This window comes from Nocardia pseudobrasiliensis NBRC 108224 (assembly GCF_001613105.1).
GTDB classification, from domain to species: domain Bacteria; phylum Actinomycetota; class Actinomycetes; order Mycobacteriales; family Mycobacteriaceae; genus Nocardia; species Nocardia pseudobrasiliensis.
Window position 1 is genome coordinate 1 of the sequence record NZ_BDBS01000027.1, and the last position, 12,781, is coordinate 12,781.

General features: G+C 67.2%; 13 protein-coding genes and 1 pseudogene. 9 read left to right on the plus strand and 5 right to left on the minus strand.

Features of this window, described 5'->3' with window-relative positions; all coding sequences use genetic code 11:
* Together NP4_RS41685 and NP4_RS20905 are read left to right on the plus strand one after the other, a co-directional pair.
* A pseudogene (locus NP4_RS41685) lies at nt 1–262 on the plus strand (hypothetical protein); the annotation flags it as partial.
* Nucleotides 263–273: 11 nt separating this feature from the next.
* Nucleotides 274–816, plus strand: a complete 543-nt coding sequence (locus NP4_RS20905; RefSeq protein WP_068000267.1) for an HIT family protein — start codon at nt 274–276, stop codon at nt 814–816.
* On the opposite strand, the gene NP4_RS20910 is transcribed toward NP4_RS20905, so the two are convergent.
* Nucleotides 806–1,651, minus strand: a complete 846-nt coding sequence (locus NP4_RS20910) for a phosphotransferase family protein (protein WP_211335838.1) — start codon at nt 1,649–1,651, stop codon at nt 806–808. The two genes, NP4_RS20905 and NP4_RS20910, sit on opposite strands and share 11 nt — an antisense overlap.
* Nucleotides 1,652–1,875: 224 nt before the next feature.
* Nucleotides 1,876–2,862, minus strand: a complete 987-nt coding sequence (locus tag NP4_RS20915) for a heme o synthase (protein WP_062511888.1) — start codon at nt 2,860–2,862, stop codon at nt 1,876–1,878.
* Nucleotides 2,863–3,140: 278 nt separating this feature from the next.
* Here NP4_RS20915 and tkt point away from each other — a divergent pair, with 278 nt between their 5' ends.
* The 7 genes from tkt to NP4_RS20950 are packed head-to-tail and all read left to right on the plus strand — an operon-like array spanning nt 3,141 to nt 10,550.
* On the plus strand, nt 3,141–5,285 hold the full coding sequence (gene tkt / locus NP4_RS20920) for a transketolase (protein WP_068000269.1): 2,145 nt from the start codon (nt 3,141–3,143) through the stop codon (nt 5,283–5,285).
* 4 nt (nt 5,286–5,289) lie between these two features.
* Nucleotides 5,290–6,420: a transaldolase gene (gene tal, locus NP4_RS20925; protein WP_068000274.1), complete on the plus strand. Its 1,131-nt coding sequence runs from the start codon at nt 5,290–5,292 to the stop codon at nt 6,418–6,420.
* The gene (gene zwf, locus NP4_RS20930) at nt 6,417–7,988 is read left to right on the plus strand and encodes a glucose-6-phosphate dehydrogenase (protein WP_082876091.1); all 1,572 of its coding nucleotides are present in this window, start codon (nt 6,417–6,419) and stop codon (nt 7,986–7,988) included. The genes tal and zwf overlap by 4 nt, the downstream gene beginning before the upstream one ends.
* Complete coding sequence (opcA, locus tag NP4_RS20935) at nt 7,985–8,893, plus strand: glucose-6-phosphate dehydrogenase assembly protein OpcA (RefSeq protein ID WP_174556161.1); 909 nt, start codon at nt 7,985–7,987, stop codon at nt 8,891–8,893. The genes zwf and opcA overlap by 4 nt, the downstream gene beginning before the upstream one ends.
* Entirely contained in the window at nt 8,886–9,620 is a 735-nt protein-coding gene (gene pgl, locus NP4_RS20940; RefSeq protein WP_068000276.1) for a 6-phosphogluconolactonase, read from the plus strand. The genes opcA and pgl overlap by 8 nt, the downstream gene beginning before the upstream one ends.
* A gap of 23 nt (nt 9,621–9,643) precedes the next feature.
* Nucleotides 9,644–9,994 carry a hypothetical protein gene (locus NP4_RS20945; protein ID WP_068000279.1) on the plus strand — a complete coding sequence of 117 codons (351 nt, stop codon included), beginning with the start codon at nt 9,644–9,646 and terminating at the stop codon, nt 9,992–9,994.
* A 10-nt stretch (nt 9,995–10,004) separates the two neighbouring features.
* Nucleotides 10,005–10,550, plus strand: coding sequence for a nitroreductase family protein (locus NP4_RS20950; RefSeq protein WP_068000282.1), 546 nt, complete (start codon nt 10,005–10,007; stop codon nt 10,548–10,550).
* On the opposite strand, the gene NP4_RS20955 is transcribed toward NP4_RS20950, so the two are convergent.
* From NP4_RS20955 to NP4_RS20965, 3 genes are all read right to left on the minus strand, one after another.
* Entirely contained in the window at nt 10,551–11,174 is a 624-nt protein-coding gene (locus tag NP4_RS20955; RefSeq protein ID WP_114755590.1) for a class I SAM-dependent methyltransferase, read from the minus strand.
* 8 nt (nt 11,175–11,182) lie between these two features.
* Nucleotides 11,183–11,740 (minus strand): DUF6508 domain-containing protein, encoded by a 558-nt coding sequence (locus NP4_RS20960; RefSeq protein ID WP_068000301.1) that lies wholly within the window; start codon nt 11,738–11,740, stop codon nt 11,183–11,185.
* Nucleotides 11,741–11,808: 68 nt separating this feature from the next.
* Entirely contained in the window at nt 11,809–12,762 is a 954-nt protein-coding gene (locus NP4_RS20965; RefSeq protein ID WP_245997482.1) for an alpha/beta fold hydrolase, read from the minus strand.
* Nucleotides 12,763–12,781: the final 19 nt, after the last annotated feature.

Below are 12,781 nucleotides of genomic sequence, written 5' to 3' on the forward strand. Positions count from 1 at the left end.
GGTCCCCTTCGACCCCCGCCCGCCCCAACCACCCCGCCGCCGCGGCCGAGGTATCGTTCCGCTGATCATTCTCATCTTCCTGGTGGTCATTCTCGCCATGGCCGCCCTGTGCACGGGCGGCTCGAAGAAACCCGCCCCCGCCCCGTCCTCCCCCGGCACAACCCACACCACCAACACCCCCTTCACCACCGCCCCGAACAAGACCATCCCCACCCAAACCCCGGGCCCGGCTTGCTATCCGTTCCAGCCTTGCCCTGGATAAATACGGTATTCATGAAGCCACAGCACAGGATCGGGACGATCGATACCGACGCCTATATCGACAGAATCCAGGCCGACAACGCCGCCGGTCGGTGCTTCATCTGCGAACTGGCCGACGAACAGACGACTCGCACACGCGAAACCGTCGCCTACCGCGACGAACACTGCGTCGTGTTCTTCCCGCCTTGTCCCCGCCTCTACGCCTACTGCCTGCTCGCACCTCGACGCCACGCGACACATGTCGTCTCGGATTTCACCGACGACGACTACCTCGCACTCCAACTGCGCATCCATCGCCTCGGCCGGATCCTCACCGAGATCACACCCACCGAACGCCTCTACGTCTTCAGCTTCGGCAGCATGCAGGGCGTCGCACACGTGCATTGGCACTTGGCGCCACTCCCGCCCGGGACTCCCTTCCGCGAACAGCAATTCGCCGCGGTAGACACACCCGACTATCTCGTCATCGAAAAGCCGGAGCTCGAGGAACTGGCGCAGCGGATCGGAGCTGGCATGGCCCATGCCGAACGGGCGACCCGCGGTTTCACGTCATAGTTCTGATGTCCTCGGCGATTCCGGGCAATGGGGACATGTTGCCGATGGAGGCAAACCAATCCCAGAGCTCCAGGGCGTGATAGAGCCGGTACAGCGCGAATCTGTCCGGCCAATCGTCGGGCAGTGGCCCATACCCGTCGAACAACCCGGTGCGTTTGTCGGCGTTGCCTTGGATGGCGTAATAGTCGGTCTTGGCGAGGTCGATCAGCGGATCTGCGGCGATGGCGTTTTCGACGTCGATGAAGCCGGAGACCTCCCAGCCGTCCGGCACAGGGCGGATCAGGACATTGCCTTCATGGAAATCGTTGTGGCACAGCACGGGAGCGGCGCATCGAGCGAAGCTTTCGATGCGCGGATCGAGATAGCGGCCGATCGCGTCGTGCACTTGCGGGTCGCCGCCCAAGTGGCGGAATTCTCGTAGCTTCTTCGTGAACTGACGGATCATGTAGCTGGAGTTGTCCGGCTCGGGATCGATCACCTCGGTGGTGAGATAGCCGTAGTGGACTTGCCGGATGCGATGTATGGCAGACAAATTCGCGCCCAGTTGACGATAGATCCGGATGAGGTCGGCGCTGTCGAGGCCCGCGGAGATCTGCGAAAGAGGTTGTCCTGGAACGACGGTCATGACGGTGAACGCGGCTCCGATAACCCGTGTGTCATGCTCGGCGTACAAGATCTCGGGGGCCGATCCGATGTCGTGATGATCGAGCACCCTGTAGACGTGGACTTCCTTGGCCTGCTTCCAGCGCCACCGCTCATCGTAGATTTTCACGATCACGCTTGCCGCCGGCTCGGCGCAGCACACTTCGTAGACGCCACTGAGCTGCCCACCCATTCGTAGCAGCACCTCACCGACAACCACGTCCGGCCAGATGGGGCGCAGGGCCCGCGCGGCGTCAGCGGTACCGAGTGGGTGTGGTCGCATTCACCGCACTGTAGGCACGGCATCCGCGATGATCGATCGAATTTCGTCACTCGGCACGAGCGGGCCGATCTCGCCGGGCGGTGCGCGCACCGAGACTCGGATGATGCTCGATTTGGCCGGGGGCGGTTAGGTTTTCAGCCGAACAGGCTGTGGCCGATGGTGTGCCAGCCGAGCACCGAGTCCACGGCCAGGCCGCAGAAGACCACCGCGAGATAGTTGTTGGACTGCAGGAACAGCCGCAGGGGCTTGACCGATTCGCCGCGGCGGACGCCGGAGTAGAGCTGATGGGCCATCAGCAGGAACCACGCGCCCGCGACGATGGCCACGGCGGCGTAGACCAGACCGGTGGCGGGGATCAGGGCCAGGGTGGCCAGCACGGTCAGCCAGGTGTAGATGACGATCTGCTTGGTGACCGCGCGCTCGGTGGCCACGACGGGAAGCATCGGAACGCCCGCGGCCCGGTAGTCCTCCTTGTAGCGCATGGCCAGCGCCCAGGTGTGCGGCGGGGTCCAGAAGAAGATCACCAGAAACAGCACGATCGCGGGCCAGCCGATGGTTCCGGTCGCCGCGGACCAGCCGACCAGCGCGGGCATACACCCGGCCGCGCCACCCCACACCACATTCTGCGAGGTGCGGCGCTTGAGGCCGAGGGTGTAGACGAAGACGTAGAACAGAATCGTCGCGACCACCAGCAGACCCGAGAGCAGATTGGCCTGCCACCACAGCCACGCGAACGACCCCGCGCCGAGGACGACACCGAAGATGAACGCGTTGCGCGTCGGCACCGCCTCGCGAGCCAGCGGCCGACGCGAGGTCCGCTTCATCACCTTGTCGATATCGGCATCGGCGACGCAGTTGAGCGTATTGGCGCTCGCCGCACCCATCCAGCCGCCGAACAGCGTCGCCAGGATGAGCCGGATATCGATATGCCCGCGATCGGCCAACAGCATCGTCGGGATGGTGGCGACCAGCAGTAGCTCGATGACGCGCGGTTTGGTGAGCGCGATGTAGGCCAGCACCCGCCGCGTCAGCGCCGCGACCGGACCCGTGCCGGTGACACGGTCGGCCAGCGCCGTCGCGGAGGAGCCATGTGCACCACCCGGCTGTTGCCCAATCCGCACTGTCTCTCCTCGCAGGTGGTGCACTCGATCCGATAGGAACTACTACGCACGATGGTAGACCCCGCACCGGTGTGGTCTCGCACGCACCCGCCGCGAATCCGCCCGTGCCGCAGGCATGGTCCGCGTTCGGCGCGGTAGTCATCCACCGTAACGAAGCCGCCACGACGAGCCGAGAGCGGGCGGGGTTCCCGCATCGGGAGATTGCGCCGACCTCTAGGGTGGTGGGTAAACAAAGCCGCCGCGACATCATTGACGAGAAGGTCAGGAGAAACCCGGTCGTGTCAGTCACAGACGACATCCGCGCCCTTACTCAGCCGAACCACCCGGACGACTGGACCGACCTGGACACGCGTGCCGTCGACACGGTCCGTGTCTTGGCCGCCGATGCCGTGCAGAACGCCGGCAACGGCCACCCCGGTACCGCGATGAGCCTCGCGCCGCTGGCCTACACCCTCTATCAGCGGGTGCTGCGCTACGACCCGAGCGATACGGACTGGACCGGCCGCGACCGCTTCATCCTGTCGGCGGGTCACTCCAGCCTCACCCAGTACATCCAGCTGTACCTGTCGGGTTCGGGCCTCGAGCTCGACGATCTGAAGCATCTGCGCAAGTGGGGTTCGCTGACCCCGGGCCACCCCGAGTACCGGCACACCCGCGGCGTGGAGATCACCACCGGCCCGCTCGGACAGGGTCTGGCCTCCTCGGTCGGCATGGCCATGGCCGCCCGGCGCGAACGCGGTCTGTTCGATCCGCAGGCCCCGCAGGGCAAGAGCCCGTTCGATCACTTCGTCTACGTCATCGCCTCCGACGGCGATATCGAGGAGGGCGTCACCTCCGAGGCCTCCTCGCTCGCGGGCACCCAGCAGCTGGGCAATCTGATCGTCTTCTACGACGACAACCGCATCTCCATCGAGGACGACACCACCATCGCCCTGTCCGAGGACACCGCCGCGCGCTACCGCGCCTACGGCTGGCATGTGCAGGTGATCGAGGGCGGCGAGGACATCGTCGCGATCGAGAAGGCCGTCGCCGAGGCCAAGGCCGTGACCGATAAGCCGTCGTTCATCCTGCTGCGCACCATCATCGGCTATCCCGCGCCGAACAAGATGAACACCGGCGCCTCGCACGGCGCCGCGCTGGGCGCCGACGAGGTGGCCGCCACCAAGAAGATCCTCGGCTTCGATCCCGAGCAGAGCTTCGAGGTCGACGACGCGGTCATCGCGCACACCCGCGCCAACGCCGCCGACCGCGCCAAGGCCGCGCGCGCCGCCTGGCAGGAGCAGTTCGACGCGTGGGCACAGGCCAACCCGGACAACAAGAAGCTGTTCGATCGCCTCGAGCAGCGCAAACTGCCCGAGGGCTGGGTCGACGCACTGCCGAGCTTCGAGACCGATCCCAAGGGCATGGCCACCCGCAAGGCCTCGGGTAAGGTCCTCGCCGCACTCGCGCCCGTTCTGCCCGAATTGTGGGGCGGCTCGGCCGATCTCGCCGAATCCAACAACACCACCATGCCCGATCAGCCGAGCTTCGGCCCCGAGTCGATCTCGACCGGCATGTGGAAGGCCAACCCGTACGGCCGCACGCTGCACTTCGGCGTCCGCGAGCACGCCATGGGCTCGATTCTCAACGGCATCGCGCTGCACGGCCCGACTCGCCCGTACGGCGGCACCTTCCTGGTGTTCTCCGATTACATGCGCCCGGCGGTCCGCCTGGCCGCGCTCATGCGCGTGCCCGCGATCTACGTCTGGACCCACGACTCGATCGGCCTCGGCGAGGACGGCCCGACCCATCAGCCGATCGAACATCTGGCCGCGCTGCGCGCCATCCCGGGTCTGAACGTGGTCCGCCCCGGCGACGCCAACGAGACCGTGCACGCCTGGCGCGCGATCCTGGAACTCGAGAGCACCGAACGGGATTCGCACTTCACCCCCGCGCAGGGCCCGTTCGTCGACGGCCCGTCCGCGCTGGCGCTGACCCGCCAGGATCTGCCGACCGTCGAGGGCACCAGCTACGAGGGCGTCCGCAAGGGCGGCTACATCCTGGCCGAATCGTCCACGGGCACACCGCAGGTGATCCTCATCGCCACCGGTTCGGAGTTGCAGCTGGCCGTGCAGGCCAGGACTACGCTGGAGGCGCAGGGTGTCGGCACCCGCGTGGTCTCGATGCCGTGTGTGGAGTGGTTCGATGCGCAGGATCAGGCCTACCGCGACGAGGTGCTCCCCCCCGCCGTCCGCGCCCGGGTCACCGTCGAAGCCGGAATAGCGATGCCGTGGCATCGGTTCGTCGGAGATGCGGGTGAAATCGTGTCGATCGAGCACTTCGGTGCCTCGGCCGACTTCAAGACCCTGTTCCGCGAGTTCGGCATCACCGCCGACGCCGTGGTCGAGGCCGCCCAGCGTTCACTCGACAAGGTGAAGGGATAAGCGAATGGCACAGAACGAGAAACTCGCCGAACTGTCCGCGGCGGGTGTGTCGGTATGGCTCGACGATCTGTCACGCGACCGCATCCGGTCCGGCAGCCTCGCCGACCTCATCGCCACCCACAGCGTGGTCGGCGTGACCACCAACCCCACGATCTTCCAGGGCGCGCTCAGCAAGGGCCACGCCTACGACGATCAGATCAAGGAACTGGCCGCGCGCGGCGCCGATGTCGACGCCGCGATCCGGACCATCACCACCGATGACGTGCGCGCGGCCTGCGATGTGTTCGCCGAGGTCTTCGACCGCAGCGGCGGCGTGGACGGCCGGGTCTCGATCGAGGTCGACCCGCGCCTGGCCTTCGACGCCGACGCGACGGTCGCCCAGGCGATCGAACTGTGGAAGATCGTCGACCGTCCCAATCTGTTCATCAAGATCCCGGCCACCGAGGAGGGTCTGCCCGCGATCACGAAGGTGATCGCCGAGGGCATCAGCGTCAATGTCACGCTGATCTTCTCCGTGGAGCGCTACCGCAGCGTCATGGGCGCCTACCTCGACGGTCTGCGCAACGCCCGGATCGCGGGCCACGATCTGGCCCGAATCCATTCGGTCGCATCGTTCTTCGTCTCCCGCGTGGACACCGAGATCGATAAGCGGCTGGAGGCGATCGGCACGCCGGAGGCCCTCGAACTGCGCGGTAAGGCGGGTATCGCCAACGCCCACCTGGCCTACGCGGCCTACCAGGACGTGTTCACCAACGGCGCGCACACCTCGACCTTCGACAATCTGTCCAGCTCCGGTGGCAACCGGCAGCGGCCGCTGTGGGCGTCGACCGGTGTGAAGAATCCGGACTACTCCGACACCATGTACATCACCGAACTGGTCGCGCCGAATACGGTCAACACCCTGCCGGAGAAGACCCTCGAGGCCTACGCCGATCACGGTGAGCTGCGCGGCGACGCCGTCAGCGGTAAGGCGGGCGAGGCCCAGGCGGTCTTCGACAAGCTGTCCGCGGTGGGCATCGATCTCGACGACGTCTTCGCGGTGCTCGAGCGCGAGGGCGTGGAGAAGTTCGAGAAGTCTTGGGACGAATTGCTTTCCGCGACGAAGGCCGAGCTCGAGACCACCGGGAGCAACTGACCGTGGTGGCCGCACCGGAGTCGACGGCCGCGACCGGGAATCCGCTGCGCCAGGAGGGCGACAAGCGACTTCCCCGCATCGCGGGGCCGTGCAGCATGGTGATCTTCGGCGTCACCGGAGATCTGTCCCGCAAGAAGCTGATGCCGGCCATCTACGATCTCGCGAACCGCGGGCTGCTGCCGCCCGGGTTCGCGCTGGTCGGTTTCGCGCGCCGGGACTACGCTGACGAGGATTTCGCCAAGGTCGTGCTGGAGGCCGTACAGCAGCATTCGCGCACGCCCTTCCGACAGGAGGTCTGGGACCAGCTGTCGGAGGGTATTCGCTTCGTCCAGGGCACCTTCGAGGACGACGCCGCCTTCACCCAGCTGGCGGCGACGCTCGAGCAGCTCGATCGCGAACGCGGCACCGGCGGCAATCACGCCTTCTACCTGTCGATTCCGCCCAACGCGTTCCCGCAGGTGCTCAAGCAGCTCTCGCGCACCGGACTGGCCCAGCCGCCGGATCCGGGCCCGGGTAAGCCCAAGCCGTGGCGGCGTGTGGTGATCGAGAAGCCGTTCGGGCACGATCTGAAAAGCGCCCAGGAGCTCAATGCCCTGGTCAATCAGGTCTTCCCGGAGGAGACGGTCTTTCGCATCGACCACTATCTCGGTAAGGAGACGGTGCAGAACCTGCTGGCGCTGCGCTTCGCCAACGAGATGTTCGAGCCGATCTGGAATTCCAACTATGTCGACCACGTGCAGATCACGATGGCCGAGGACATCGGATTGGGCGGGCGCGCGGGGTATTACGACGGTATCGGCGCGGCCCGCGATGTCATCCAGAACCATCTGCTGCAGCTGCTGGCGCTGACGACGATGGAGGATCCGGTCAGCTTCCAACCTCGGGAGTTGCAGACCGAGAAGATCAAGGTGCTCTCGGCGACGAAACTGGTCGAGCCCCTGGATCAGACGACAGCGCGTGGCCAGTACACCGCGGGCTGGCAGGGCAGCGACAAGGTGGTGGGCCTGCTCCAGGAGGAGGGCTTCGATCCGCATTCGCGCACCGAGACCTACGCCGCCATCACCCTCAATGTCGACACCAGGCGCTGGGCGGGCGTGCCGTTCTACCTGCGCACCGGAAAACGCCTGGGCCGCAGGGTGACCGAGATCGCGGTGGTGTTCAAGCGGGCTCCGCATCTGCCGTTCGATCAGACCATGACCGAGGAGCTCGGCCAGAACGCGCTGGTCATCCGGGTGCAGCCGGATGAGGGCATCACCCTGCGATTCGGCTCCAAGGTGCCCGGGTCGAGCATGGAGGTGCGCGACGTCAATATGGACTTCAGCTATGGCGAGTCGTTCACCGAATCCTCCCCGGAGGCCTACGAACGGCTGATCCTCGACATGCTGCTCGGGGAGCCGTCGCTGTTCCCCCTCAACGAGGAGGTCGAATTGTCCTGGCGCATACTCGATCCCGTGCTCGAGCATTGGGCCGCCGACGGCCGGCCGGAGAAGTACGAGGCGGGCACGTGGGGTCCGTGGTCGGCCGATTCGATGCTCGCGCGCGACGGCCGGGAATGGCGGCGACCGTGATCGTCGACATGCCCGCGACCAATACCCGCGACGTCGCCAAGCGGTTGGTGCAGCTGGCCGAGGCCAATGGCGTCATCACCACCGGCCGCGTGCTCACCCTGGTGGTGTGCACACTGGACAGCTCCGAGGCCGAGGACGCGATCGACGCGGCCAACGACGCCAGCCGCGAACATCCCTGTCGCGTCATAGTTCTCGCGCGCGGCGACCGGTTCGCCGAGACCAAACTCGACGCCCAGATCCGCGTCGGCGGCGACGCGGGCGCGTCCGAGGTGATCGTGCTGCGGCTGCAGGGTGAGCTGATCAGCCACGAGAACAGCGTGGTCATCCCGTTCCTGCTGCCCGACGCCCCGGTGGTGGCCTGGTGGCCGCGCGGGGCGCCGGAGTATCCGGCCAAGGATTCGGTGGGGCGCTTGGCGATTCGGCGCATCACCGATGCCACCTTCGCCTCCGATCCGCAGAAGACGATCCGCAAGCGGATGACCTCCTACGCCCCCGGTAATACCGACCTCGCGTGGAGCCGGATCACCTACTGGCGCGCGCTGCTGGCCGCCGCGCTGGACGTACCGCCCTACGAGCCGGTGGAATCGGTGACGGTTTCCGGCCTGCGTGAGGAGCCCGCGCTCGATGTCCTCGCGGGATGGCTTGCGGCGCGGTTGAATTGCCCCGTGCACCGGCGCACCGGCGAGCTGAAGGTGGAGTTGCACCGGCCGACGGTCTCGATCGCGATCTCGCGGCCGCAGACCGGACGCACCGCGACCCTGTCGCGGACGGGCGAGCCCGATCAGCGTTTCGCGTTGGCGCGCAGGGAAACCAAGGATTGTCTGGCGGAGGAGTTGCGCCGCCTCGACGCCGACGAGGTGTACGCCGAGGCGCTCGCAGGGATCGAGAGGGTTGTCTATGAGTGAGCCTGGCATCGAAATCCACGCTGACGCGGCCGCTTTGGCCGTGGCGGCGGCCACCCGGTTCATCGAGACCGTGACCGCCGCACAGCGCGAGCGCGGCTCGGCATCGGTGGTGCTGACCGGCGGTGGTACCGGCATCGCCACCCTGGAGCAGGTCCGCAAGCAGACCAACGACATCGACTGGTCCCGCGTCGACATCTTCTGGGGCGATGAACGTTTCGTGCCCTCGGGCGATGCCGAACGCAACGAGCTGCAGGCCCGCGACGCCCTGCTCGACCACGTGGGAATCGACCCGACCCGGGTCCACCCGGTCGCCGCCTCCGACGGCGAATATCCGGATCCGATCGAGGCCGCCGCGGAATACTCGGCCGCCGTCCACGCCCACCTGGCCGAGCACGGCGCCTTCGACCTGCACCTGCTCGGCATGGGCGGCGAGGGCCACATCAATTCGCTGTTCCCGCACACCGACGCGGTCCGCGAGGAACACGAACTCGTTGTCGCCGTGACGAATTCCCCCAAACCCCCGCCGGTCCGGGTCACCCTGACCCTGCCCGCGGTCCACAAGGCCCGCCACGTCGTCCTGATCGTCGGCGGCGAGGCCAAGGCCGCGGCCGTCGCGGCGGCCGTCGCGGGCGCATCACATCTGGACATCCCCGCCGCGGGCGCCAAGGGCAGCGAATCCACCACGTGGCTGCTGGATACCGCGGCCGCGGCGGATCTGCCGCACTGAACAAGATCGATAGACTGGGCGGCGTGCCGATCATCGAGGTGAGTTACGCGCCGTCCGTGTCCGAGGCCACGTTGCGGGAGTTGTCACAACAACTTCCGCATCTGGTGTCGGTGGCGGTGGCGTGTCCGGAGGAGCCCTACGATCGGAAGCTGCGGCCCGGGGATGCCGAGGTGCGGTTTCGGGAGCGGGGACCGTTCGATCGCGGCGGGCTCGAGGTGACCATCGAGGTGCGGTCGAAATTCTTTGCCAGCCGGGCCGACAACCGGCAGGAGCGGGTGGAGCGGCTGCATCGGGATATCGAGAAGGCCGTGGGGTTGGCGGAGTTCGGGGTGTATCTGTCACTGCCGGTGGCGGCGTGGGAGCAGAGCGAGTAATTGATTCGGGATGAGCGATTCGTCGGCAACCGGTAGCGTCGGCGCGGTGGACGAGGCGATCACGACATTGCGGGCGGTGCGGCATTTCATGCCGAACCCGGTACCGCGGGTAACCATCGAAGAGGTCATCAATGTGGCGCGCTGGACGGGGTCCGCGCGCAATCGGCAGCCGTGGCGGTTCGTCGCGGTCACCGATCCCCGCATGCGGGCGGGTCTGTCGCGGCTCGGCGACTACGCCATGCTGCTGGGCCGCGCCCCGCTGGTGTTGGTATTGCTGTCGGAGGACAACGGTTTCGCCGATACCGAATTCGATCTCGGCCGCATAGCCCAATCGGTCTGCCTGGCGGCCCAGCAGCGCGGCCTCGGCAGCTGCGTGACCACGCTGCATCCCGACGACAATGTGCGCGCCGCCGCCGAAATCCTCGACGCCCCGCCCGGCTGGCTGCCCCGCCACGCCATCGCCCTCGGCTACACCGACGACGACAACCAACGCTCCCCCACGGCGATTCCCGTCGGCCGCCTGCCCGTCGAGGACCTACTCACCTGGGTGCCGTGATCACCCGGGTTTGCGCCACACGAGTTCGTAGCGCCACTGCAGCAATCGGGTGACGCGCGCGCCGGGCAATATCTCCCTGACCTCGCCGCGAATCTCCCGCAGCGTCAGCCGCGGCGCACACATCGGCACACCCGCCTCGTCCAGGGTCCGCCGATACCGCCGCGCCCGTGGAACACACAGCAGCAGCCCGCGCCGACCGTAGACGGTCAGCGCCGACAAGATCTCCGGCAACACATCGCGCGGCAAATCCGCCCGGTGCAGCGCGGTCGCGATCAGCACACCGCCGGGCCGAAGCGCCTCGGCCAGTCTCGGCAGCACATCCGGCAGCGACATATGATGCAGCGCACTGATACTGGTGACCGCGTCATAACTGTCGGCGGTCAGCGGCATCACCGCGATATCGCCGAGCAGACACCGCACATTGCCCGGCACCACCCGCCGCGCCGCCGCGATCATTTCCGGCGCACGATCCACCGCGTCGACCTGCTCGGCGATCCGAGCCAGCCGTCCCGCGAAAACCCCGGTGCCGCAACCGACGTCCAACACGCGTGAGCACGGTCGAGGCAACGCCCGCAACAGCCTCGGGTGATAGTAGGTGTTGTTGTCCCAGGCCAGAAATCCCATCGGATCCATCAGAACGCGCCGCGGCCGACCCGGCGAACAATCCGTCGCCAACGGGATTCCGACGGCCGCCGCTGCCGATCGTGCCAGGTCCGCAGCGCCCGCCAGGCGGCGGGCAGTGTGCCGTCGTTCAGCGCGCCCGCGGTCGTCCCCTCGGTGAATCTGTCGCCGCGCTCGATCGCGGTCAGCAGCCGGAGCACATCCGCGATCGGCGCGGCGGCCACGGCATCGGGCTTACCGAGGTAGCGCTCGATGCCGTCGCGCCAGCGCATCCAGGCGAAGCCGACGATCAGATCCGACTCGTGGAGTACGCGGCTGATCTCGAACATGGTGTCGCTGTAGCGAACCCACGGCAGCCGCATACTTCCGTCGGGAAGACGCTCGGGGGTGATCCAGCGCGCATGGGAACCCGGGTCGTCGATCACGGCGTCGACAGCGCGCCACAGACGATCCCACTGCTCGGGCGATACCGCGCGCAGCCGAGCCTCGAGCGCGGCGTCGTCCGGGCCGTCCACCGGCTGCGGCGACAGCCCGACCCGTCGGCCTTTCTCGCTCTCGTCCTCGGTCACGGCGGCCCCCTTCGATCGTCGAGACGCGATGCTACCCAACACCTACCGGCGGCCGCAGCCGAGACGAATCACACGCGCGCGGGCAGTTCCAGCGCCGCGAGATGTCGCACGAGGAATTCGTTCACCGCCGCGGTGCGCTCCAGCTGCACCAGATGTCCTGCGGCAGGGACTTTTTCGACGGCGCGCAGATCCGGGACATGGGCGCGCATGGTGGCCAGCGGGTCACGGCCGCTGAAACCCTCCATGTCCGGGTCGTTTTCGCCGTAGAGGAAGTGGGCGGGGACCTCGATGGTGGTGGGCAGGTCGGCGGTCAGTTCCCAGTTGCGGTCCAGGGCGCGGTACCAGCTCAGTGGGCCGGTGAAGCCGGTGCGGGTGAATTCGGTTGTCAGCGTGTCGAGTTCGGTTTCGTCGAGCCAGGGCCAGGGGAACGCGGGGGCCTGCGGGAGGACGTCGAGGTAACCGAGGCCGGGAGGGTTGCGCCAGGTGTCGAGGTAGTGGTAGTCGCCGCTGAGGGAGTAGTAGACGCGGGCGAGGAATTCGCGCGGGCGGGCGGCCAGTTCGGCGTCGGCCACGCCGGGGGTCTGGAAGTAGGACAGGTGCAGGAAGTGCCGCTCGGCGGCCTTGGTCCAGAATGCCGACGGCGGTTTCGGCGGCCGGGGGGCGTAGGGATTGTTGAGTACGAAGATCGCCGCCACCCGCTCGGGCGCGCGCAGCGCGAGCTCCCACACCAGTTGCGCGCCGAAGTCCAAGCCCACGAAGACCGCCCGCGGCGCGCCGATATCGTCGAGCAGCGCGAGCAGATCGCCGATCACCGCGCGATTGGTATGCGCCTCGATCCCATCGGGCGATTCCGTCCGCCCATAACCGCGCAGATCCGGCGCGATGGCCCGATATCCCGCGGCCGCCAGTGCGGGCAGCTGCCGATGCCAGATGTACCAGCCGTGCGGAAACCCGTGACAGAAAATCACCGGATACCCCTGCCCCTGTTCGGCCGCATGCAGCCGAACCTCGCTCGTCGTCACGAACCGATGTGTCGGCTCC

Coding starts and splice junctions, on each gene's coding strand:
- NP4_RS20950 (WP_068000282.1), top strand. CDS start 10,005: ATGAGCGATTCGTCGGCAACCGGTAGCGTCGGCGCGGTGGACGAGGCG.
- NP4_RS20910 (WP_211335838.1), bottom strand. CDS start 1,651: ATGGGTGGGCAGCTCAGTGGCGTCTACGAAGTGTGCTGCGCCGAGCCG.
- pgl (WP_068000276.1), top strand. CDS start 8,886: ATGAGTGAGCCTGGCATCGAAATCCACGCTGACGCGGCCGCTTTGGCC.
- tal (WP_068000274.1), top strand. CDS start 5,290: ATGGCACAGAACGAGAAACTCGCCGAACTGTCCGCGGCGGGTGTGTCG.
- NP4_RS20955 (WP_114755590.1), bottom strand. CDS start 11,174: ATGGGATTTCTGGCCTGGGACAACAACACCTACTATCACCCGAGGCTG.
- NP4_RS20905 (WP_068000267.1), top strand. CDS start 274: ATGAAGCCACAGCACAGGATCGGGACGATCGATACCGACGCCTATATC.